Raw genomic sequence first — 22601 nt, 5'->3', positions numbered from 1 at the left:
GCGCATGGCTTATGACGCCCAGCAACTGCTCGATATGTCGCAGCAGCAACTCGACGATCTCTTTCGCGAGAGCCCGGCGGGCGACATTCCGACGGGCGAGGCGGAGGGCACAGCGATCATTGCCCCGGGTACCGACGTTTCGGAGCTGATCGCGAAGATCATCAACTTCTTCACCTGGCAGGGCAAAGTGTTCGACCCGGACAAGGGCGAACTGATCAACAAGGTCACGGCCTTCGGCCTGGAAGCCGTCGTCGCCAAGGTGTCAAAAGGCGACAGCTGGCTCGATGGCAAGGAGTGCATAGTCATCGATTACTCGCACACCTCACTGGTGGCGCACTGGATCCGCGACGAGATCAGGCTGATCTCACCGAACTTTTATCTCGGCAAGGTCTACTGGGACAAGAACAGGTTGTTCGACTTCTGTCTTCAGTTCTGATGCGGTGACTCCCCAATCGCACTTCATGGTGATCGCGCCGCTCGCGGCAGGTCGAGAGTCCGAGTTGAAGGCATTGCTGGAGAGCATGAACGCGTTGCCCGGCATGGCGGACCCTGCGAACACCCTGGTGCCATTCGGCGGCTTCGAGCGCTTGCACTTCGCGCGATTTGCGCTGCTCGACAACACGACGATGGCGGACCTCGAAGTCTTCGGGCTTGAGCGGCCGGGCGTGCCGAACTACCTGGTCTTCCTTGGCGAATGCGATGGCCCTGCGCAAGCGCAACTCGCCGAATTCGCTGTCATCGCGGGCGACGGGTTGCGCCGCATCTTCGCCCACTGTGCAGATTTCGATCCCGGCCGAGATCTCTTGACATGGCTCTTGGCACACGATGTGCCCGTGGCCGCAAGCTATGTGAACCGCATCGGCCGCACCGTGCAGCAGATTCATCAGAACAGCGCATTGCAACGCGCGTTGTCCGCGCAGGTGCCGCGCGACGGCACTGCCCAAACCGATCCGCAAGGCACGCGACGGGCATTGCTGGCCTATGTGCAAGAGGAACAACTGGAGGGCCGCATTCTGCTGAACTCCGCCGAGCGAACGCCATTCGACTGGCAACTTCGCAACTGCATCCACGCCATCGGCATCCCGTTGGTCGGGCTCATTCTGCTGCCGCTGGTGCTCGTGCTGTCGCCCTTTGTGATCGTGATGCTGCGCCGCGCAGAGAAGGCTGATCCCGAGTTCTGCCCGCGCCCTGACAGGGCAGCCGTGCTTGAAATGCAGGCGCTCGAAGACCATGACCTCACCAACAGCTTCACGGCCCTCGGGCCGGTCAAGCCCGGATGGTTCCGGCGCTGGCTGACGCAACTCGTGCTGCTGTTGATCAACTACGCCTGCCGGCACATCTTCGGGCGAGGCCATCTGGCACGCGTGCAAACGATCCATTTCGCGCGCTGGGTGTTCATCGACGACAAGCGGCGCGTGCTGTTCGCGAGCAACTACGACGGCAGCCACGAGAGCTACATGGACGACTTCATCAACAAGGCGGCATGGGGACTCAACCTGATCTTCAGCAACGGATTCGGCTGGCCGCGCACCGACTGGCTGGTGATGGGCGGCGCGCGGCACGAACTTCGCTTCAAGTACTACCAGCGCCGGCACCAGTTGCCGACACAGGTCTGGTACAAGGCCTACCCCGGGCTCACTCTCACTGATCTCGACCGCAACCAGCGCATTCGCGACGGCTTCGAAATGACGACCATGAGCGACGCGCAAGCGCTCGCATGGCTGAGGCTTCTATGACGGCGCGCCCTGCAAGATCGGTCGACTACGGCGATGTCCAGGGCCTTGTGCGGTTTGGCTATGGACGCCTCACGCAGGCGTGTTTTCTGCTGCTGCGCGTGACGAACGCCGAGGCCGCGCGCGCATGGCTGGCCGCCGCGCCCGTCACCAGTGCGACGCGACGCGATTCGCCGCCGGAGACGGCGCTGCAGATCGCATTCACCAGTGCCGGCTTGCGTGCACTCGGTGTGGGCGAAGACATCATCGAAGGCTTCTCGTCCGAGTTCATCGTCGGCATGAACAGCGATTCCAGCCGCGCGCGCCGCCTCGGCGATGTCGGTGCGAATGATCCGGCGCACTGGCATTGGGGCGGCACCGACGACACGATGCCGCATGTGATGGTGATGCTCTACGCATTGCCTGGCGGGCTGATCGACTGGGGCGGCATCGCCATGGCTGGCGCGGAGGAAGGCTTCGAGCAGTTGGCCATCCTCGACACCTCCGACATGGACGGCGTCGAGCCCTTCGGATTTGTCGACGGTATCTCGGAACCCACGGTCGATTGGCAACGCGAGCGTGCGCCACGCGACCACGAGCGCCAGGACTACACCAATCTCTCGTGCCTCGGCGAATACCTGCTCGGCTATCCAAATGAGTACGGGAGCTTCACCGATCGGCCTTTGCTCGACGCACAGCGCGACCCCGACGCGGTGCTCGCGCGCGCCGAAGACGATCCGGACAAGGCGGACCTCGGCCTCAACGGCAGCTACCTGGTGCTTCGCCAACTGGAGCAAGACGTCGGCGGCTTCTGGCGTTTCATCGACCGCGAAGCGCAAGGCGATCCTGTAGCGCGCAAGCAGTTGGCCGAAGCGATGGTGGGACGAACGATGGAAGGCGAGCCGCTGATGGGCCGCCCCGATGAAGCCATCGACGGCGAGAGCGATCCTCTCAATACCTTCACCTACCGCGATGACATCAGGGGCGTGCGCTGTCCGGTCGGTGCGCACATCCGGCGCAGCAATCCCCGCAACGCCGATCTTCCGCCGGGAGAGCCGGGATTCATTTCGTGGGCGGTGCGCACGCTCGGCTTCGATGCCGACGCGCTTGCCAACGACCTCGTGTCGTCGACGCGTTTTCATCGGCTGCTGCGCCGCGGCCGCGAGTACGGCCCTGGCATGACGCTGGACGATGCCCTCGCGGGCCGCAGTGCGGGTGAGGGCATCGGCCTGCACTTCATCTGCCTTGGCGCGAACATCGCACGTCAGTTCGAGTTCGTGCAGTCCGCATGGTTGTCGGGCGTCCGGTTCGACGGCCTTGCCGACGAGAGCGATCCGCTCATCGGAAGCCATCTGCCGCGCGTTGACGGCACCGCCGCCGGCAGCTTTTCCATGCCAGTGCCTTCCGGCCCATCGCGGCGGGTGTGCGGACTGCCGCAGTTCGTCACCGTGCTCGGCGGCGCCTACTTCTTCCTGCCGGGACTGCGCGCGCTGCGGTACATCTCGAGGATCGAACCATGAACTCGAACGTGAGCCGCCCCACGCCTCGGGCCAATACGGGGTCCGCCTGGCGCAATCTGGTGAGCGATGCGGGCATGGCGATGATCCGCATCGAACGCCGCTTCGATCCCTTTGTGCGGCCGGCCTTCGATGCGCTCCTGCGTGACCCGCTCGCGCGCTTGGCCACCTCCCTGATCAACAGCCGTCGCACGGACGAAGGGCTCCAGATTGCGGAAGAACGGCTGTTGCCGGACGAGGAGAGCTTCACGGATTCGATCGTCAAGAGCTTCACGCGGCAAATGACCGACCTCTGGAAACCCGGCGGCTTCGAGCGCGGCGGCAACACCAAGACGCAAGGCATCGTGCGCGGCGAATTCATCGTGCACGACGACATACCGGAGCACATGAAGCGCGGCATCTACGCAAATGCGCAGACGTTTCCTGCGTGGGTGCGCTTTTCAGGGCCCGGCCCCTACATCACGCCGGACATCGACGACGTGGGCTTCATGAGCATCAGTATCAAGCTGATGGGCGTCCCCGGACCGAAGCTGATGGACGACGAGAAGCACACGCTGGACATGTTCGCGGTCTCGACCCCGACCTTTGTCACGCCCGACGCCAGGTGCAATGCGGCATTGCAGATCGAGAGCGTGAAGAACGCGCAGATCTTCTATTTCGTCAACTTGCGTGAGTCGCACATGCTCGATCTGATCATGCAGTCGCTGTTCATCAAGACCCAGAGCAGTCCCTTCGAGGCGCCGTATTTCAGTTGCGTGCCTTACCTGATGGGCGAAGGGCAGGCGATGCAGTATTCGATATGGCCGAAGACCCCAAAGCGCACGCCCATACCGCGCCTGCCGTTTCGCCCGCCCGACGACTATCTGCGCAAGGCCATGGTGGCTTCGCTCACGGAAGGCGACGTCGAACTCGATGTCCGCGTGCAGATGCAGACCGATCCGCACCTCATGCCGATCGAGAACGCCGGCGTGCTGTGGCCCGAGAAGCTGTCTCCGCGCGTCAGCGTCGCGACGCTGCGGCTGCCGCGCCAGAAGTTCGACTCGCGCGCGCAGATGGAATTCGCCAAACGGCTGTCATACAACCCATGGCACACCATTCCCGACCATCGCCCGCTTGGCAACCAGAGCCGGGCGCGAAAGCGGATGTACTGGGCGTTGTCGACACTGCGGCACAACATGAACGCGATGCCGCACTATGAGCCTGACGGGGACGAGGTGTTCGATTAAAGGAACGCGCGCAGGGACCCTCAGCCGAGCTTGAAGATACGCTGCGCGTTGCCCGAGCGCACCGCGGCGGTCTGCTCGGCCGGCAGCCTTGCCGTGTTGGCGAATGCGCCCTTGGTGTCGTGCACCTGATGCGGCCAATCGGTACCGAACATCACGTGTTCGGCGCCGACCACCGAGATCAGGTACTGCAGCGCGCCCAGGTTGTAGGTGATGCTGTCGTAGTAGATGTGGCGCAGGTAGTCGGTCGGTTTGCGCTTCATCTGGCGACGGCTTGGGATCTCGACCTCGTCGCCCTTCTCGAAGCGGCCGACGAGGTAGGGCAGGGTGCCGCCACCGTGCGAAGCGATGATCTTCAGATTGGGATACTGGTCGAAGAAGCCTTCGAAGATCATGCGCGTGATCGCCAGCGTGGTGTCGAACATGAAGCCTACCGACCAGCTCAGGTCGAACTTGGTCATGTCCATCATGTCGACGCCGGGCGGGTCCGTCGGGTGCACGAGCACCGGCAGGCCACGCTTGTCGATCTCGGCCCATATGGGTGCGAAGAGCGGATCGGTCAGGCTTCGGCCCGCGATGTTCGCCAGAACCATGACGCCGACGGCGCCGGCCGTGCGGTTGTCGCAAGTGCGCTGCAGCTCTTCGATGGCACGCTGTGGATATTCCCAAGGCAGCGACGTGAACCAGCGGATGCGATCGGGGTACGTGGTCTGCGCCTCGGCCATCGTGTCGTTCGACTCCACCGCTGCCCGGCAGCTGATCTCTTCGTTGCCCCAATAGACATTGGGGCAGGTGAGCGACACCACCGACACGTCGATGCCTGCCGCATCCATGTGCTTGATGCGCAGGTCATAGTCGAAGTGCCCGCGCTGCGGAAGCACGACCGGGGTGTCGCCTCGGAAGATCTCCTGCTGGCCATCGGGCCGCATCTTGATGTTGTAGATCCCGCCCTCTTTCTTGAGCAGTTCGAGCCACCGGGTGGTGAACATGTGGGTGTGAACGTCGATGACTGTCATGGTCTTGTATCTCCAGTGTTCAGGAAGGCCCGCAGGCGCGGGCTTTGTGGTCGGTCGAAAAAATCGTTGGGCGGTGCGGTCTCGATGATCTGGCCTTGGTCCATGAAGATCAGGCGGTCGGCGACGCGGCGCGCGAAGCCCATCTCGTGCGTGACGATCAGCATCGTCATGCCTTCACTCGCCAGGCCCTCCATGGTTTGCAAGACTTCGTTCACCATCTCGGGGTCGAGTGAAGCGGTGGGCTCGTCGAAGAGCACCACCTGAGGCTTCGTGCACAGCGTGCGTGCAATGGCAACGCGCTGCTGCTGCCCGCCGGAGAGCTGTGCCGGATGCTTGTGCGCATGGTCGCGCAGACCGACGCGTTCAAGGTAGTGCATGGCGCGCGCATGCGCCTCCTTGCGGCTGACACCCATGCCCCACACAGGGCCGACCGTGAGATTCTGGAGGGCGGTCATGTGCGGGAAGAGATTGAACTGCTGGAACACCATCCCCACGCGCCGGTTCACGGCAAGCCGCGCGCTGCGCGTGATCTCGTCGGCGCCGACCTCGACACCGCAAACATGCAGATGCCCTTCCTGGAACGGCTCCAGCAGGTTGATGGTGCGCACCAGCGTCGACTTACCCGAGCCCGATGGGCCGCAGATCACGATGCGTTCGCCGGCCATCACTTGCAGGTCGATGTCGCGCAGCGCGTGGTAGTCGCCGTACCACTTGTTGATGCCCGTCATCCTCACCATGGCGGTGGCGGTTGCTTCGCTGGAGGCTCTGGAAGGCGCGGGTGGCATGTTCGTCATCGAGGATTCAATCGCTGTCAGCGCGAGCCTTCGAGGCGTTGGCTGTAGCGCGAGAGGCCCCAGCAGACGGCAAGATAGGCGAGCGCGAGAAAGACATGGCCCGAAGTCAGGATGTTGGCGTCGCCCACCCAACCGGGTGACTTGGCACCGGTCTCGACCGCGCCGAGCAGATCGTTGACGCCGATCACCGACAGAAGCGTGGTCTCCTTGATGATCGCAATCATGATGTTGACCAGCGCCGGCACCACCGCCGTCACCGCCTGGGGCAGCACGATGAGGCGCAACGCCATGAAGTCGCTGAGACCCACGGTCGTCGCTGCTTCGAACTGCCCGCGTCCGATCGATTGCAGCCCGCCGCGAAAGACTTCCGCCGCCATCGCTGCATTGAACAGCGCGAAAGCGGCGAGGGCGCGCGAGAAAAGATCGACGTCCAGGCCTCTGGGCAAGAACATCGGCAGCAATGTCGCCGCGATGAACAGCACGACCAGCAAGGGCACTGAGCGCATGGATTCGACGAACGCCGCACAGAGCCATCGAACCACGGGCAATCGGGAGCGGCGGCCGAGCGCGAGCGCGAGCCCCATTGGCAGGGCAGTGGCAAAGGTGGCGAGCGTCACGACCAAAGTGAGCAGCAGGCCGCCCCAGCGCGTCGGCGGCACGAAGGGCAGAACGCCGCCGCCGAGCAACAGCAAGAAGAAGATCACCGGCAGCAACACGAAGCCGATCAACACGCGCTGCAGGCTGGCACCGCGCGCGCGACGGATCACCCAGGTCCAGAACAAAGCGAACCCTGCGAAGCAGGCCCACGCGCGCCAAAGCTGGTCCGACGGATAGTCGCCCACCAGCCAGGGCTTCCATCGCGCAGTCACGAAGGCCCAGCAGGCGCCGCGGCTGTCGGGGCAAGCGTCGCTCGAAGTGCCTGTCCAATGGGCATTCACCACGGCCCAGTCAAGAAAGCGCCATGCCATGAGGATGACCCCCAATAGCAACAGCAGCGAGATCAATCCCATGGCCGGCCCCGGAAACCAGATCCTGCGCCATCGCATGAGCGCGGTCGTCGTGGCCGCCGGAAGCGGCCGCGCGGCGATCAGTGCGCCACGCACATAGCGGCTCGTGTCAACGTGCATGGCGTTTCATCAAGCGGCGGTTTGCCAGGTTCACCAGAAAGGCAATGGCGAGATTGATGGCCGCATACAGAAGGACCACCAGCGCCATTGCCTCGAGCGCTTGGCCGGTCTGGCTCAGCACCGTTCCGCCGACGATCTGCATGACGTCCGGATAGCCGATGGCGGCGGCGAGCGACGATGCCTTCGCGAGCGTCTGGTATTGCCCGGCAGCCGGAGGCAGTGCCACGCGCAACGCTTGCGGCAGAACCACCAGCAAGGCGGCACGCGCGCCGCTCAGTCCCACCGTGGCAGCGGCCTCCGATTGCCCGCGCGGGACCGACAGGATGCCCGCACGAAAGATTTCCGCAAGAAAAGTGCTGTTGTAGATCGACAGGCCCAGCGTCAGCGCGATGAGTTCGGGCAAGAGCGCAAAGCCGCCGCTGACGTTGAAGCCCTCCACCACGGGCATGTCCCAGCTCAACCCGTTCGCGCCCGACATCATCAGGTGCGGCAGGAACAGTCCGCGGTTGTTCAGCAATGCAGGGCCGAGGTGCAGGCTCTCGCCCACGTCCGGCAGCAGCGCAATCGCCGAGAAGTACCAGAAGAAGATCTGCAGCAGCATCGGGATGTTGCGAAACACCTCGACGTAAGTTGTCGAAGTCCCGCGCACCAGCGGATGCGTGCTGAGCCGTCCGAATGCAATGAAGAGTGCGATGAGCGTGCTGAACACGATGGCCAGCGTCACGACCAGCAGCGTGTTGAGCGTCGCCACCAGGATGGCGTGGCCGTAGGTCGATGCCGGCCCGAACGGGACGAGCGCCTGCGCAATCTCGAAGCCCGCTTCGGTGCGCAGGAAGCCCCAGCCGATCGAGACGCCGAGCGTGTGCGCATTGGTGAGGAAGTTCGAGACGCCGCGCCACGCCAGCCATCCGATCACGGCCAGCAACGAAAGCTGCAGGACATACCCCGGCAGCCGTTCGATGAGAACGGCGCGGGACATCTTGCGAGCTTGTCTCTTCAACGGACTGGAATCGCCATCATCAGGCCGCCGTTGGCGACCAGTGCATTGCGGCCACGGTCAAGGCGCAGGGCGGTTTTCGGGCCGACGTTGCGATCCCACACGTCACCGTAGTTGCCCACGGCCTTGATCGCCTTGTAGGCCCAGTCCGGGTTCACGCCGAGCTTGACGCCGAAGTCGCCCGTCGTGCCCAGAAGGCGCTGAACGTCCGGGCTTTGCGAGTTGCGCTGCTCGTCGACGTTGGCTTGCGTGATGCCGAGTTCTTCCGCCGCCACCAGCGCATTCATGGTGAAGCGCACGAGGGCTTCCCACCGCGGCTGTCCTTGCGCCACGATCGGCCCGATGGGCTCGTTGGAAACGGTCTCGGCCAGCACCTTGAACTCATCGCGATTCGGCAGCTTGGCGAGCCGCGCCGCCAGGCCCGAGCGGTCGTTGATGGCCGCGTCGCAGCGCTTGCCGACGAAAGCGTCCCACGCCTGCTCCTGCGAGGCGAAGGTCACGATCTTGTACTTGAGCTTGTGCGCGCGGAAGTAGTCCGCCACGATGAGTTCCGACGTGCTGCCCTGCGCCGTGCAGATCGTGGCGTTGTTCAGGTCGGCGATCTTGCTGGCCTTGGACTTGGTCGTGACGGCAAAGCCCTGGCCGTCGAAGAACATCACCTTCGGGAACTTGAGGCCACTCACGTCGCGGCTTTGCGTCCATGTAAAGCGGTGCGTGAGCACGTCGACAGCACCGGTGGGCAGTCCGGCAAAGGCCGTCTTGAGGTCCATCGGCACGAGCTGGATCTTCGTGTCGTCGCCCAGCGTCGCGGCGGCGATGGCCTTGCACAGGTCGACGTCGAAGCCTTCGCGCTTGCCGGCGTTGTCTTCGGCCGAGAAACCCGGCGCGGCCAGCGTGACGCCGCACTTGACGACGCCATGCGCCTTCACGTCGTCGAGCACGTCGGCCCGCGCGATGCCTGTGAGCGCCCCCAGCGCGGCGAGGGCGAGCAATGTCTTTCGTGCAGTCGAGAGGGATCTTGGCTTGCGCATGTGTCTCTGTGGTTGTTTGGATCGCGGTGCAGCGTATCACCGGTCGTCGATGTATCCGACCCACAGAAACCCTGCCGGAGCAGACCGGAGACCCTCCACATTCGCATCGGCGAGGTCCTACGCGGCTCGCCGCGGCGCGTGTCTAGACTGCGAGGCCACATTCACGCAAAGCCAGAGGCGAAAGACATGCACGCGCTGACAGTGGGGGGAATCGACCTGCTTTCCTTCCTGGGCCCCGACACGCTGGTCGGGGCCTTGATCTATCTTGTTCTGTTCATGGTGGGCGCGTCGATCCTGTCGCGCGGACTGACGCTGGCCGTGCACAAGGCGATGACGCGGCGCGAATACATCGACCGCACCACGATCAACTTCGTGCAGCAATTGGCAACTGCGCTGATCTGGGTGCTGGCACTGATCCTGTATGCGCATCTCATTCCTGCGCTGCGGGCCATGGGCACTGCGCTGCTGGCCGGTGCCAGCGTGGCTTCCGTCGTCATCGGCCTGGCCGCACAAAGCACGCTGGGAAACCTGGTGGCGGGCGTCGCCATCACCATCTACCGCCCGTTTCGTCTGGGTGACACGCTGCAGGTCACCGCGCCGAGCGGCACCGAGGTCGGCGAGGTGGAGATCATCTCGCTGGGCTACACCACGCTGAGGACTTGGGACGGACGGATGGTGGTGCTTCCGAACAGCGTCGCCGCGAGCCAAGTGACGATCAACCTGACGGCCAACACCCCGCATTTTCCGATGAAGGTTGAGATCGGAATCGGCCGCGATGCGGACATCGACGCGGCCTGCACGCGGGCGCTTGCGGTTGCGACCGACACACTCGGGCCCGATGCGGTGGGCTCCTGCGTACTGACCCGCATCGACGGCACCACCGCGCAACTCGAACTGCGCTTTCGCACGGACGACGACAAGAGCATCGCCGCGACGCGATCGAAGCTGTTGACCCGTCTCGCGGGGAGCTTCGGCAGCGATCCTGCGTGGGGTCCGGCGCCGGGGCCGACCTTCTCCTGAGCCGCGCCTCGACGCGAGAGCTCAGGCGCTTGCCGGAAAGCGGATGCCGGGCTCGCCGGCGCGCCACTGCGGATACTTTTGCATCACCCGCGCAAAGATCGGCGCGTTCAACCGTGCCGCAAGCCACTCGCGCAGAGGCGGCCAGGGCTGTGCGTCGAACCACGCCAGATCGACTTGCGCGAACTGACGCACGAAAGGTGCGATCGCGATGTCCGCCAAGCCGGGTTGCTCGCCATGCAGGCAGCGCGACGTCTGCAAGCGCACATCGAGCCGCATTAGAAAAGCAGTGCCTTGCATGCGGTGCGTCTCGGCATCGCCGCCCGGCTGCCGCTGCGGATACTTGTAGCCATCCAGATGCCGCTTGAAATCGCCGTCGCATTCGGCGATGAGACTCAGCGTGGCCTCGAGCGCCTCTGCGCTTTCCGGCAACCATCCTTGCGGATCGTTTCGCCGCAAGGCCCAGAGCATGATGTCCAGGCTTTGGTCGATGACACGGCCATCCACATCGACCAGCACCGGCACCGTTCCCTTGGGCGAAGCCGCGAGCAACTCGGAAGGCTTGTCGCGCAGTACCACTTCGCGCAGCTCGCACGTTTGGCCGCTTGCCGCGATGGCCATGCGCGCACGCATGGCATAGGGGCAGCGGCGGAACGAGTACAGGACGGGGAGGGCCGCGCGAGGTGGCGCGTCCCCGGCGTTCAGATCAACCGGCGAATCGTCTTCTTGCGCCATACGAAGCGGTAGTAGCAAGCCTGCATCGTCAGCATCGCCGTGAAGGCGGCCGGATATGCGATCCAGATGCCGTTAAGGCCGAATCGATGGCTCATCCACCATGCCACCGGAACCTCGATCAGCGCGATGCAGAAGATCGAGATGCTCGTCGGCACAAGCACCGAGCCGCTTGCCCGCATGATCCCCGACAGCGCGGAGCCCATGCCGAAGATCACCGTGCTCCAAAGCATGATGTGCAGCAGCGTCTGCGCCACCTCGATCACCGGTTCGCTGGTGATGAAGAAGCCCATCAGCGGGCGCGAGAACAGATAGCCGAGCACCACCAGCGATCCCGTGAGCACGAGATTCATCTGCAGCGCCGTACGCGTGATGGCTCCGAGGCGATTGACCTGCCCCGCGCCGATAGCTTGCGCGCCGAGGATGGACGCAGTGATCGCGATCGATATCGCCGGAAACTGCACGTACGCCACCACCTGGTTCACCGCACCATAGGCCGCCGTTGCATGCGAGCCGTACGAATTGACGAAGGAAAGCAGGGCGATCTCGGCCAGCGACACGACGATCATCTGCACTCCCGTCGGCACGCCGACCTTGAGCACAGCCTTGAGCAGCGCAGGCCGCACGCGCAGGTGACGCATGAAGTCGGCATCGGGCGCAAGCGGACTCTTCTTGCGCCGCAAGTGAAAAGCGAGCCATGCCGTCGCGACCACGAACGAGATCACCGTGGCACACGCGCCGCTCGCCACGCCAAGCTGGGGCAGACCGAACCAGCCGCGGATGAGCGCGGGGGTGATCACCAGGCCGAGCAAGGTCGAGATCATCAGCGTATAGAGCGGCGTCACCGTGTCGCCCACGCCGCGCAGCATGGCGGTCGACAGCAGGAACACGAAGAGCCCGGGCATCGCGATCAGGATGATTCGCGCGTAGCTGGTGGCGTCGGCGAGGATGTCGGGCGGCGTGCCCAGCAGGCGCAGCATCGGCTCGGTGAACGCGCCGCCGAACAGGGCCACGCAAAGGCCGAACAGCACGCCCACGGTGAGCGTCGTGCCAGCCACGGCCCGAGCCTTGTCGGGCTCGCGCGCGCCCCAGGCTTGGCCGATCAGCACCGACGCACCAGCGCCCAGGCCGATGGTGAAGGCGATGAAGAAGAACATCACCGGAAAGAAGCCCGACACCGCCGCGAGCGCGCCGACGCCGATCATCTGTCCGAGATAGACGTTATTCAGCGTACCCGACAGAGATTGCAGGATGTTGCTCAACAACATCGGCGCAAGAAAGATCAGGAAAGTCTTCCACAGCGGGCGCGACGCCATGGCGGCCGCCCGTGGATTGGCATGCGATGCGATCGGCGGCGGCACCGGATCGGACACCGACGCGGGAGGCGCGGCGATTTCGCCGGCGTGCTGGATGTCGTCCGCATCCATGGCAGTGGTTCCGGCGGTCTGGATCGGCGGCTTCATGGGGCGCTCCATGCCGCGGCGGCGAGTTTGTTCAGGTGCGTTCGCAAATCGCCGGGCCAGGGGTCGATGAGCTCGTCGAATCGCTCGCGCTCGCCCGCAAAGAGCGCGCGGGTGGCTTCCTCGAAGCCGGGCAGGTCGCCTGCGATGGCGGTCATGAATCGATAGGTGGCTTCGCGCGCGGCGCGCGTCGCATCGCGATCGGCGTGGACGTGGCGCGCCTCGTCCACGAGACGGCGCAGGGCCACCGAGGCTCCGCCGGGTTGGCGCGCGAGCCAGTCCCAATGGCGCGGCAACAGCGTGACTTCGCGTGCCACCACGCCGAGCTTTGGCCGGCCGACGCTGCGTGCGGACTGCTCGTCTGCCGAGGACGTTTGTGAACCAACCACGGCTTCGTCGCGCAGATCGAGGTCCAGGCGTTCGCCCGTGGCGTCATCGAAAACAAAGGGCGGCGTCGAGTCTGCGCGCTTGTTCTGTTTGCGCAACTGGGCAATGACCTGCGAGCGCGGGCCGGAGGCGACGCACCGGAAACCCGCAAAAGCCGTGAGATGGGATTCAGGGGGAGATTCGGAAGCGGATGATTTCATGGGCGCGAATAATACCCGGGCAAAAAAGATCCTGCAATCTACCCGGATGAAACCTTACAAGTCAGGGCGCGCGCCGCACGTTGCGCCACCAGCGGCGCGTGTCGTTCCTCACGCGCCGGCCCGCCCGCCAAGGCGCGCTTTGCCGCACGAGCGAAAGCAGGTTGTCCTTCCATGTCTTCCAGCGCGGATACCAGCGCGCGAACCAAGGAATGCGCATCAGCGCCGGTTCGACCAACTGAAACAGCCGAGCCAGGATCGCGGTCCCCGTTACCTTGGCGGCAAGCAGCAGAAGCAGCGCACTCTTGGCGTGCCCCTCGGCCAGCAGGAACAAGCCCAGCAGCTTGACCGGGAACAGCAGCAGCATCGGCGAAAAGAAAACCAGCACCGCACCCCATGGCGGCAATCGCCGCACCGAGTTTTCCGCGCGCGCCCAGATCGGCAGCCGAGCGAACTGCGCCACAAGCCTTGCGAGCGGATCCCAGCCCCATTCCTCGAACAGTAGCACCGGCACGAGCACGATGATGAGGAGCGTCTGCGGGAGATTTTTGAGGAAGCGCATTGCGGACCATTTTGGCCGCGCACCTGCCGCCGAACAACAACTACTGAGAGCCCGCCCACGCCTTTCGGACCCTCTGCCAGCGCGTAAACTTCTGCCCTTTATTCGCAAGGCGCCCGATGGCGGTGCCGGACTCGGGGACGTTCTTCAGACATGCAAAAGATCATTCGCCAGCTCGCGGCCGAGATCAAGGTTGGTGAGCACCAGGTGAAGGCTGCCGTCGACCTGCTCGACGGTGGCGCCACCGTGCCTTTCATCGCGCGCTACCGCAAGGAGGCCACGGACGGCCTCGACGACATCCAGCTGCGTGAACTGGAGGTGCGCCTTTCCTACCTGCGCGAACTCGAAGACCGACGTGCCGCGGTGTTGAAGAGCATCGACGAACAGGGCAAGCTCACGCCCGAATTGCGCGCCGCGATCGATGCCGTACCGACCAAGCAGGAGCTCGAAGATCTGTATCTTCCCTTCAAGCCCAAGCGCCGCACCAAGGGGCAGATGGCGCGCGAAGCAGGCATCGAGCCGCTGGCGGACAAGCTCTTTGCCGATCCGGCCTTGAATCCGGCCGAAGAGGCCGCTGCATTCGTGAAGCCGGCCGCCGACGGCCTCGATTTCTCGACGGTGCAACTGGTGCTCGATGGGGTCCGAGACATCCTGTCCGAGCGCTGGGCCGAAGATGCGGTGCTTGTGCAACGCCTGCGCGAGTGGCTCTGGTCCGAAGGTCTCTTCAAGTCGAGCCTGATGGCGGGCAAGGACGAGAGCAACGCGGACATCGCCAAGTTTCGCGATTACTTCGACTACGACGAGCCGATCGGCCGCGTGCCGTCGCACCGCGCGCTGGCGGTGTTCCGTGGACGCACACAAGAAATTCTGGACGCAAAGCTCGTGCTGCCGGTCGAGCCCGAGCCCGGCAAGCCTTCGATTGCGGAAGGCAAGATCGCGCTGCATCTGGGCTGGAGCCATGCGGGCCGTCCGGCCGATGACCTGATCCGCAAGTGCGTTGCGTGGACCTGGCGCGTCAAGCTCGCGCTGTCGACCGAGCGCGACCTGTTCACCCGGCTGCGTGAAGAAGCCGAAAAGGTGGCCATCAAGGTCTTTGCCGACAACCTGCGCGACCTGCTGCTTGCCGCGCCGGCCGGCCAGCGCGTAGTGATGGGGCTCGATCCGGGCATCCGCACCGGCGTCAAGGTTGCGGTGGTCGACGCCACCGGCAAGCTCGTGGAGACGGCGACAGTGTTTCCGCACGAGCCGCGCAAGGACTGGGAAGGCTCGCTGCATACGCTGGGCAAACTGTGTGCCAAGCACAGCGTCAATCTCATCGCCATCGGCAACGGCACCGCAAGCCGCGAAACCGACAAGCTCGCCGCCGATCTCATCAAGCTGCTCGCGAAGATGAGTGCACAAGCCGGCGTCGAGCCGCAGAACGTCGAAAAGGTGGTGGTGAGCGAAGCCGGCGCCTCGGTCTATTCGGCCAGCGAATTCGCGTCGCTGGAAATGCCGGACGTCGACGTGAGCCTGCGCGGCGCGGCCAGCATTGCACGGCGCTTGCAGGACCCCTTGGCCGAACTGGTGAAGATCGATCCCAAGTCCATCGGTGTGGGCCAGTACCAGCACGATGTGAACCAGAGCGAACTCGCGCGCACGCTGCACGCGGTCGTCGAAGATTGCGTGAACTCGGTCGGCGTCGACCTGAACACCGCCAGCGTGCCTCTGCTGTCGCGTGTGTCCGGCCTGTCGGGGAGCGTCGCCAAGGCAGTGGTGCGCTGGCGCGAGGCCAACGGCGCATTCGCGAGCCGTCAGCAACTGCTGGACGTGAGTGGCTTTGGCGCCAAGACCTTCGAACAAAGCGCGGGCTTCCTGCGCATTCGCGGCGGCGCGAATCCGCTGGACATGACCGGCGTGCATCCGGAAACCTATGCGGTGGTCGAGAAGATGATCGAGAAGACAGGCAAGCCTGTGGCCGAATTGATGGGCCGCGCGGAGATGCTGAAGACGCTCAAGCCGGAGCTTTTCGCGAACGAGAAATTCGGCGTCATCACGGTCAAGGACATCCTCGGCGAACTCGAGAAGCCAGGCCGCGACCCGCGCCCGGACTTCAAGGTGGCGCGCTTCAATGACGGCGTCGAGGACATCAAGGATCTGGTCGAAGGCATGGTGCTCGAAGGCACCGTGAGCAACGTGGCGCAGTTTGGTGCCTTCGTGGACCTGGGTGTGCACCAGGATGGGCTTGTGCACGTCAGCCAGCTTTCGCACAAGTTCGTGAACGACGCGCGCGAGGTCGTGAAGACGGGCGACATCGTCAAGGTCAAGGTGATGGAGGTCGACGTGGCCCGCAAGCGCATCGGGCTTTCGATGAAGCTCGATGCGGCGCCTGCGCGGCGCGATGGTCCGCGCGAAAACCGCTTTGAAGGCGCTGGGCGAGGGCAACAAGGTCCGCGCCGCGACAACTCGCCGCAGCCGGCGGGGCAGATGGCGTCGGCCTTTGCCAAGCTGCAAGGCCTTCGCAAGTAGGCCTCATGTCGCCAATGCTTGCGGGCGCACGATTCTTGCCAGTGCACGGATCATGAAAGCGCTTCGCATCTATGCAGGACCGGCCGCCCGCGAACACATCACGGCGCACGGACTGCGGGCGAAGGATGTGCGAACCATTCCCGGCGCGGCGGGCGGACCCAAGGGCCTCATCCTGGGGCCCATCGATCGTTTCCTTTTCGGCGATTGGCTCTCGAAGTCCACGCAGCCGATCGATCTGGTCGGGGCGTCGATCGGCGCCTGGAGGCTCGCCAATGCGTGCCTCACCGATGCGAAGACAGCGTTCGAGCAGTTCGAGCACGGCTACATCCATCAGCATTTCGAAGTGCCCGAGGGCGAAAAGCGATTGAGCGCCAAGCAGATCAGCGCGCTCTTCGGCGAGGGTCTGCGCGGCTTCTATGGCGGTCGCGCCCACGAGGTGCTGGGCCACTCGCGCTACAGCCTGCACGTGATCACTTCACGAGGACGGCACATCCTTGGCCGGGAGGGGCCCGCGCGCACCCCTGTCGGGTACCTGGGCGCATTCATCACCAACAGCGTGCGACGCAAGAGCCTGGGCGCATGGCTGGAGCGCGTGGTGTTCTCCACGCCGGGCGCCAAGCTGCCTTTTGCAACGCAGGATTTCCGCACGCGCCAGGTCGACCTGATCGAAGACAACTTCGAATTGGCGCTGCAGGCCTCGTGCTCGATCCCGTTCATGCTCGAAGCAGTGCACGACATTCCGGGTGCGCCGCCCGGCGCTTATTGGGATGGCGGCATCACCGATTACCACCTGCATCTGAACTACGCGAACGCGGATGGCGTGGTGTTGTATCCGCATTTCCAGAAGGCGGTGGTTCCGGGCTGGCTCGACAAGGGACTCAAGTGGCGCCACAAGGCCACCGGCTTTCTCGATCGCACGGTGGTGCTTGCGCCCGCACCTGAATGGGTCCGGTCGCTGCCGAACGGAAAGTTGCCGGATCGCAACGATTTCGTGCGCTACGGCAATGATGCGGCCGGCCGAATCGAAGCCTGGAGCACTGCGGCCAAGGAATCGCAGCGGCTGGCGGATGAGCTTGCCGAGTGGCTGCACGCGGACAGCGCAGGCGAGGTTCTGCCCCTTTAGGTTGTGCCGCTTTCGCTTTGATAGGCAGGGCCGCGCGACGGGGCTAAAGTGCCGGAACACCGGAGACACACCCTATGACCGTGACCCGAATTGTCGGATTGATCCTGATCGTTGCGGGCATCGCCGCGCTGGGCATAGACCGGTTCAGCTTCACCAGGGAAACCCATCAACTCAAGCTCGGTCCGCTCCAGTTGTCGGTAAAGGAAAAGCAGGAAGTCGAATTCCCGATCTGGGTTGGCGTGGGTGCCGTCGTGCTCGGGGGCGTGCTGCTGGTTTTCGGCGGCAAGAAACCCTGATCCGCCAGCTAGCCGAAATCCTGTTCGCGCAATTCAATCGGCTGGCCGTGCGGCGTGCGGTCGGCGGCGTGGTCCCAGGCGTCGCGGTAACGCGCCAGTTCGCCCGGCGAACTCGCGCCCTTGCTCGCTACCAATGTCTCCAGCGCCGCGAGCCAGTGGTGGTAGTAGGTGTCGCCCACGTCTGCATCGCCAGCGGCCTGAGCGGCGCTGATCTGGCTTGCCAGCACATCGGCCCACTCGGGCCAGGTGAACAGGCCGCGCTGATGGAGCGACACCGCCATCGCGAAGGCGTGCGCCTCCCACGGTTCGCGGAACACCGGCTCGATGCCATCCTTCGTCGGCATTCCCGGCAATAGCTGCGCTGCCGTGTTCATTCGGCGGCCTCTGGATCTAGATAGCTTTCCCATGCATCCACGGAAACGCTGAGCCCGGGTGCCGCCTTCGGGCCCCAGAGCGTGTGTCCATTGAAGACCACGGTGTAGAGCCATTGCGGCTGCTCGCCCAGACCTTGCGCGTGCGCATCCGCGAAGACATGCATGCCGTGCAGATGTTCGATGGTGCCGACCTTGCCCTGCGCATAGCCGGGCAAGCGGGTGTGATGCTCGACATGGCCGGCGCGCGTCCGAACCCGTTGGCCGATGGAGAAGCGCGCAGGCGCACTGGCGGGGCGCTCTGCCGATGTGCCTCGCGCCAGCGCGGCCGGGACATCGGCGGCCTGCAGCACGCGCTTGACGGGTTGCGGCGGGTGCAGCATGCGCCCACTGGAGAGTTCGTCAGGCAGTACCTGCGACCGCTCGGCCATGAGCTTTTCGAGCGCTTCCAGCCATATCTGGTAGTAGCTCAACCGGGCGTAGTTCGGCAGCGTTTCGCGAGCGCTGCGGCTCGCGTCGATGTTCCATGAACCCGTGCCGCCCATCGCCAGCGTCAGCGCCAGCACGCGCGCTTCCCAGTCCGCGTGGAAGATTTCGTCCTCGGGTTCGGGCACGATCGCGCCCGGCATGTCGCGGCCGCCGATGTCTGCGTGACTGATGTAGGTCATCGTGCGGCCTCCGGCGTGCGCGCCAAGCCGGTGCCGATCATCGAGTCTCGCGTCACCAGTTCGGCCAATGCCTCTTCGCTCCAGCCGTCGGTGCCCGGGGGGCGTTGCGGAACCACGAGATAGCGCACCTCCGCGGTCGAATCCCACACGCGGATGGTCGTCGACTCGGGCAGATGGACACCGAACTCCGACAGCACGCCACGAGGATCCTTGACCGCACGCGATCGATAGGGCGCGCTCTTGTACCAGGTCGGCGGCAGACCGAGCACGGGCCATGGATAGCAACTGCACAGCGTGCAAACCACCATGTGATGACGGTCGTCCGTATTGGCCACCGCGACCATGTGCTCGCCTTGCCGCCCCGTGTAGCCGAGCGAGGCGATCGCGGCGGTGGCGTCTTTCAGCAGCCAGTCGTGGAAGGCTGGATCGCTCCAGGCTTTTGCGACGACACGGGCGCCGTTGCGCGGGCCAATCCGGGTCTTGTAGGTGTCGATGAGCACATCGAGCGCATTGGGATCGATGTAGCCCTTTTGCGTGAGCACGGACTCGAGCGCGCGCACCCGAAGGTCCATCTCGCCCAATTCGCTGTGGTCGCCGTCGTGATCATGCGTGTGATCATGCGTGTGATCGTGCGTGTGATCGGGGTGGTGGTCGTGTGCCATGGCCGCATGCTAGCGCCACACGGCCGTGGGTGCTCTACATCGACTCTTCCAGCATCTGCCGATAGTCCTCTCGCGTGGCGAGCCGCGGGTTGGTCTTGTGGCAGTGGTCCGCCATGGCGCCGTCGATCACCTGCTCGAAGATCGCGGGGGTCACCCCGACTTCGGCCAGCCCTTTGGGCAGTTCGAGCCGCCCGCACATGTCGCGGATCGCCTCGCCCAGGTCGCCGGCTGAATCCAGGTGCATGGCCTGCGCCATGCGCAGCAGACGCTGGTCCTTCTGCACCGAATCGGCGCCGGCATTGAAGTGGATCACTGCGGGGAGGAAGAGGGCGTTCAGCGTTCCATGGTGCAGGCGCGGGTCGATACCGCCGAGGCTGTGGCTCAGCGAATGCACGCAGCCCAGGCCCTTCTGGAAGGCCATGGCGCCTTGCATCGACGCGCTCATCAGGTTCAGGCGCGCTTCGCGATCGCTGCCGTCCTTGGTGGCCCGTTCGATATGGCCCCAGGCGCGCTCGAGCCCGTCGAGCGCAATCCCGTCTGCCGGCGGATTGAAGGCGGCCGACATGAAAGTCTCCATGCAGTGCGCGATGGCGTCCATGCCCGTGGCGGCGGTCAGCCTTGGCGGCAGCCCCAGCGTGAGTTCGGGGTCGCAGATGGCCGCCTTCGGCATCAGGAACCAGCTGTGGAAGCCCAGCTTGCGGTGATCGTCGACGATCACGATGGCGCCGCGCGCCACTTCGCTGCCGGTGCCGCTGGTCGTGGGGATGGCGATCAGCGGCGCAACGCGATCGGTGATCCTGGCCGAGCCGCCTTCGATGGTGGCGTAGGTCTTGAGCGGGCCTTCATGCGTGGCGGCGATGGCGACGCCCTTCGCGCAATCGATGGCGGAACCGCCTCCGACAGCGATCAAGCCATCGCAGTTGTGGGCGCGATATTGCGCCGCGGCGGCGCGCACCGCGGCTTCCGTCGGGTTGGAAGGCGTCTGGTCGAACACGGTGGCAGGCAAGTCGCCGAGCGCATCGAGCGCCTTCTGTAGGATGCCGGCCGCGCGCACGCCGGCGTCGGTCACCACCAGCGGGCGTTGGATGCCGATGCGCTCGCATTCGCTGCGAAGCAGGCGGACGGCGCCGAATTCGAACTGGATCTGGGTGAGGTACTGGATGAGGGCCATGGGACTTCGGTGTAGTGCAGGCGGTGCGGACAGTGCGGACGGTACGATGCGAGCCCTCGAATCTATCAAGCACATCGCACCTTGCACACTCAAAAAACCCTTGCGCTTGACGCGACCGGGACAGTCGGCGGGCATTGACCGGATGATTGCGCTCACTCCCAAGATGGCCAGCGTGGTCGACCGCATGGCGCGCGCCGGCCGGCCGCCGCTGCACGCCTTGATACCGGCGGAGGCCAAGGCCGTCTACGAAAAAGGCGCTGGCGTGCTCGAAGTACCCAAGCCGCAGCTTGCGCGCGTCGACGATTTCACCATGCCCGCACGCGACGGCTATGCCTTGCCGGCACGCCTGTATGCGCCGTCGGACGCGGTATTGCCGGTGCTGCTGTTCTTTCATGGCGGCGGTTTCACCGTCGGCAGCATTGCCACGCATGACACCTTGTGCCGCGTGTTGAGCCAGAAAAGCGGCTGCGCCGTCGTTTCGGTCGACTACCGCCTGGCGCCGGAACACAAGTTTCCGATTGCATCGAACGACGCGTGGGACGCGCTCGCGCATCTCGCAAACAACGCGGTGCAGTGGGGTCTCGACGGCGCTCGCATCGCGGTCGGCGGCGACAGCGCAGGCGGCACGCTGGCGGCGGTGTGCGCCATTCTTGCGCGCGACGCGGGGATCCCGCTCGCACTGCAATTGCTTTTCTACCCCGGCACGGCCGCGCATCAGGACACGCCGTCGCACAAGAAATACGCTCAAGGCCCGTTGTTGGGCGAGGCACTCATCAGCTATTTCTTCAGCCAGTACGTCAATTCGCCCGCCGATCGCGACGACTGGCGCTTCGCACCGCTGAACGCCGAAGACGTCGAAGGCGTGGCGCCTGCGTGGATCGGTCTGGCCGAATACGATCCGGTCGTCGATGAAGGCGTTGCCTACGCCGACAAACTGCGCGCAGCCGGTGTGCCCGTCGACCTGGAAATCTATCGCGGCGTCATCCACGAATTCGTCAAGATGGGCCGCGCCATCCCCGAAGCGCTGCAGGCGCATGCCGACGCAGCGCGCGCCCTCAAAGAAGCCTTGCAACCATGACCCAAGCAGAACACCTCAAGAAATCCGACTTTCGTTTCTTCCACCGCCTGCGCGTTCGCTGGGCCGAGGTGGACATGCAGAAAATCGTCTTCAACGCGCACTACCTGATGTACTTCGACACCGCCATTGCGGACTATTGGCGTGCGATGGCCTTGCCGTATGAAGAGGCGATGCAATCGCTCGGCGGCGACCTCTACGTGCGCAAGGCAACGGTCGAGTTCAACGCCTCGGCGCGCGTGGACGATCTGCTCGACGTCGGCATGAAGTGCGTTCGCGTGGGCAATTCGTCAATCCTGTTCGCCGGCGGGCTCTTCCGGGGCGACGAACTGCTGGTGACTTGCGAGTTGGTCTATGTCTATGCCGACCCTGCCACGCAGACTTCGAAGCCGGTGCCGCCCCTGCTGCGCGAAATTCTCATGGGCTTCGAGGCGGGCGAGCCGATGCGCGAGGTTGCAACCGGCAACTGGGATGCGGTCGGGGAGGGCGCGGGCAAGGTCCGGCGCGAAGTCTTCATCGAGGAGCAGCGCATTCCGAAGGAGCTCGAATGGGATGAGCACGACGCCAGCGCGGTGCACGCCGTAGCGCGCAATCGGCTCGGCCAGACAATCGCGACCGGGCGCCTCGTGTCGGAGTCACCCGGCGTAGGCCGCATCGGCCGCATGGCGGTGCACCGCACGCTTCGGGGCGGCGGACACGGTGAGGCCGTGCTGCGCGCGCTCGAAGCCGCCGCGGCAGCGCGAGGTGAACGTGAGGTGGCCCTGCATGCGCAGCGCAGTGCGGAAGGCTTCTACGTGCGCCTGGGCTATGCGCCGTCGGGAGAGCCCTTCGAAGAGGCCGGCATCGCGCACATCGAGATGCGACGCAAGCTCTGAGCCTCGCCCGGTTCGCTGCAATTCGCTGCGATTCGCTGTGACTCGCCGGGATTACCCGATGGCCCGCGCCGCGGGCGCCGCTC

23 protein-coding genes are annotated in these 22601 nt (G+C 64.7%); 10 read left to right on the top strand and 13 right to left on the bottom strand.

Going from position 1 to position 22601, the window contains the following annotated elements; genetic code table 11:
• The first annotated feature begins 4 nt into the window (after positions 1 to 4).
• The 4 genes from AC1DMA_RS01680 to AC1DMA_RS01665 are packed head-to-tail and all read left to right on the top strand — an operon-like array spanning position 5 to position 4455.
• Positions 5 to 436 carry a hypothetical protein gene (locus tag AC1DMA_RS01680; protein WP_478123218.1) on the top strand — a complete coding sequence of 144 codons (432 nt, stop codon included), beginning with the start codon at positions 5 to 7 and terminating at the stop codon, positions 434 to 436.
• Between the two features lie 4 nt (positions 437 to 440).
• Positions 441 to 1736, top strand: coding sequence for a hypothetical protein (locus AC1DMA_RS01675; protein WP_478123219.1), 1296 nt, complete (start codon positions 441 to 443; stop codon positions 1734 to 1736).
• Positions 1718 to 3232, top strand: coding sequence for a Dyp-type peroxidase (locus AC1DMA_RS01670; protein ID WP_478143028.1), 1515 nt, complete (start codon positions 1718 to 1720; stop codon positions 3230 to 3232). Before AC1DMA_RS01675 ends, AC1DMA_RS01670 begins: the two co-directional genes overlap by 19 nt.
• Positions 3229 to 4455, top strand: a complete 1227-nt coding sequence (locus AC1DMA_RS01665; protein WP_478123221.1) for a catalase family protein — start codon at positions 3229 to 3231, stop codon at positions 4453 to 4455. Before AC1DMA_RS01670 ends, AC1DMA_RS01665 begins: the two co-directional genes overlap by 4 nt.
• A 20-nt stretch (positions 4456 to 4475) precedes the next feature.
• Here AC1DMA_RS01665 and AC1DMA_RS01660 read toward each other — a convergent pair whose 3' ends face one another.
• The 5 genes from AC1DMA_RS01660 to AC1DMA_RS01640 are packed head-to-tail and all read right to left on the bottom strand — an operon-like array spanning position 4476 to position 9417.
• Positions 4476 to 5468 (bottom strand): amidohydrolase family protein, encoded by a 993-nt coding sequence (locus AC1DMA_RS01660; protein WP_478123222.1) that lies wholly within the window; start codon positions 5466 to 5468, stop codon positions 4476 to 4478.
• Positions 5465 to 6262 (bottom strand): amino acid ABC transporter ATP-binding protein, encoded by a 798-nt coding sequence (locus AC1DMA_RS01655; RefSeq protein ID WP_478123223.1) that lies wholly within the window; start codon positions 6260 to 6262, stop codon positions 5465 to 5467. Before AC1DMA_RS01655 ends, AC1DMA_RS01660 begins: the two co-directional genes overlap by 4 nt.
• A 17-nt stretch (positions 6263 to 6279) precedes the next feature.
• The gene (locus tag AC1DMA_RS01650; RefSeq protein WP_478123224.1) at positions 6280 to 7389 is read right to left on the bottom strand and encodes an amino acid ABC transporter permease; all 1110 of its coding nucleotides are present in this window, start codon (positions 7387 to 7389) and stop codon (positions 6280 to 6282) included.
• Positions 7379 to 8368, bottom strand: coding sequence for an ABC transporter permease subunit (locus AC1DMA_RS01645; RefSeq protein ID WP_478123225.1), 990 nt, complete (start codon positions 8366 to 8368; stop codon positions 7379 to 7381). The genes AC1DMA_RS01650 and AC1DMA_RS01645 overlap by 11 nt, the downstream gene beginning before the upstream one ends.
• A gap of 17 nt (positions 8369 to 8385) precedes the next feature.
• Entirely contained in the window at positions 8386 to 9417 is a 1032-nt protein-coding gene (locus AC1DMA_RS01640) for an amino acid ABC transporter substrate-binding protein (RefSeq protein ID WP_478123226.1), read from the bottom strand.
• A 186-nt stretch (positions 9418 to 9603) separates the two neighbouring features.
• Here AC1DMA_RS01640 and AC1DMA_RS01635 point away from each other — a divergent pair, with 186 nt between their 5' ends.
• Positions 9604 to 10437: a mechanosensitive ion channel family protein gene (locus tag AC1DMA_RS01635; protein WP_478143027.1), complete on the top strand. Its 834-nt coding sequence runs from the start codon at positions 9604 to 9606 to the stop codon at positions 10435 to 10437.
• A gap of 21 nt (positions 10438 to 10458) precedes the next feature.
• Here AC1DMA_RS01635 and AC1DMA_RS01630 read toward each other — a convergent pair whose 3' ends face one another.
• The 4 genes from AC1DMA_RS01630 to AC1DMA_RS01615 all read right to left on the bottom strand — a co-directional run bounded on the left by AC1DMA_RS01630 (position 10459) and on the right by AC1DMA_RS01615 (position 13772).
• On the bottom strand, positions 10459 to 11169 hold the full coding sequence (locus tag AC1DMA_RS01630; RefSeq protein WP_478123228.1) for a glutathione S-transferase: 711 nt from the start codon (positions 11167 to 11169) through the stop codon (positions 10459 to 10461).
• The gene (locus AC1DMA_RS01625) at positions 11136 to 12482 is read right to left on the bottom strand and encodes an MATE family efflux transporter (RefSeq protein WP_478123956.1); all 1347 of its coding nucleotides are present in this window, start codon (positions 12480 to 12482) and stop codon (positions 11136 to 11138) included. Before AC1DMA_RS01625 ends, AC1DMA_RS01630 begins: the two co-directional genes overlap by 34 nt.
• Positions 12483 to 12625: 143 nt before the next feature.
• On the bottom strand, positions 12626 to 13213 hold the full coding sequence (locus AC1DMA_RS01620; protein ID WP_478123229.1) for a DUF2239 family protein: 588 nt from the start codon (positions 13211 to 13213) through the stop codon (positions 12626 to 12628).
• A gap of 61 nt (positions 13214 to 13274) precedes the next feature.
• A complete protein-coding gene (locus AC1DMA_RS01615) occupies positions 13275 to 13772 on the bottom strand; it encodes a hypothetical protein (protein ID WP_478123230.1) in 498 nt (165 codons plus the stop codon).
• 150 nt (positions 13773 to 13922) lie between these two features.
• Between AC1DMA_RS01615 and AC1DMA_RS01610 the strand changes: the two genes are divergently transcribed.
• The 3 genes from AC1DMA_RS01610 to AC1DMA_RS01600 all read left to right on the top strand — a co-directional run bounded on the left by AC1DMA_RS01610 (position 13923) and on the right by AC1DMA_RS01600 (position 17696).
• Entirely contained in the window at positions 13923 to 16277 is a 2355-nt protein-coding gene (locus AC1DMA_RS01610; protein WP_478143026.1) for a Tex family protein, read from the top strand.
• A 52-nt stretch (positions 16278 to 16329) separates the two neighbouring features.
• On the top strand, positions 16330 to 17400 hold the full coding sequence (locus AC1DMA_RS01605) for a patatin-like phospholipase domain-containing protein (RefSeq protein ID WP_478143025.1): 1071 nt from the start codon (positions 16330 to 16332) through the stop codon (positions 17398 to 17400).
• Between the two features lie 74 nt (positions 17401 to 17474).
• Positions 17475 to 17696 (top strand): hypothetical protein, encoded by a 222-nt coding sequence (locus tag AC1DMA_RS01600; protein WP_478143024.1) that lies wholly within the window; start codon positions 17475 to 17477, stop codon positions 17694 to 17696.
• A gap of 8 nt (positions 17697 to 17704) precedes the next feature.
• Here the strand turns inward: AC1DMA_RS01600 and AC1DMA_RS01595 are convergent, their stop codons facing one another.
• Genes AC1DMA_RS01595 through AC1DMA_RS01580 form a run of 4 tightly spaced genes read right to left on the bottom strand, consistent with a single transcriptional unit; the run spans position 17705 to position 20568 of the window.
• Positions 17705 to 18070, bottom strand: a complete 366-nt coding sequence (locus tag AC1DMA_RS01595) for a nitrile hydratase accessory protein (RefSeq protein WP_478143023.1) — start codon at positions 18068 to 18070, stop codon at positions 17705 to 17707.
• The gene (gene nthB, locus AC1DMA_RS01590) at positions 18067 to 18735 is read right to left on the bottom strand and encodes a nitrile hydratase subunit beta (RefSeq protein ID WP_478143022.1); all 669 of its coding nucleotides are present in this window, start codon (positions 18733 to 18735) and stop codon (positions 18067 to 18069) included. Before nthB ends, AC1DMA_RS01595 begins: the two co-directional genes overlap by 4 nt.
• Positions 18732 to 19397, bottom strand: a complete 666-nt coding sequence (gene nthA, locus AC1DMA_RS01585; protein ID WP_478143021.1) for a nitrile hydratase subunit alpha — start codon at positions 19395 to 19397, stop codon at positions 18732 to 18734. The genes nthB and nthA overlap by 4 nt, the downstream gene beginning before the upstream one ends.
• Positions 19398 to 19431: 34 nt before the next feature.
• Positions 19432 to 20568, bottom strand: a complete 1137-nt coding sequence (locus tag AC1DMA_RS01580) for an iron-containing alcohol dehydrogenase (RefSeq protein WP_478143020.1) — start codon at positions 20566 to 20568, stop codon at positions 19432 to 19434.
• 142 nt (positions 20569 to 20710) lie between these two features.
• On the opposite strand from AC1DMA_RS01580, the gene AC1DMA_RS01575 reads away from it, so the two are divergent.
• On the top strand, positions 20711 to 21646 hold the full coding sequence (locus AC1DMA_RS01575; RefSeq protein WP_478143019.1) for an alpha/beta hydrolase: 936 nt from the start codon (positions 20711 to 20713) through the stop codon (positions 21644 to 21646).
• A complete protein-coding gene (locus AC1DMA_RS01570; RefSeq protein ID WP_478143018.1) occupies positions 21643 to 22518 on the top strand; it encodes a YbgC/FadM family acyl-CoA thioesterase in 876 nt (291 codons plus the stop codon). The genes AC1DMA_RS01575 and AC1DMA_RS01570 overlap by 4 nt, the downstream gene beginning before the upstream one ends.
• The last annotated feature ends 83 nt before the right edge of the window (positions 22519 to 22601 follow it).

The sequence above is a fragment of the Variovorax sp. 05N34 genome (assembly GCF_056397405.1).
The sequence above is the reverse complement of the archived record's forward strand: the minus strand, read 5'-3'. Positions and strand labels throughout refer to the sequence as shown.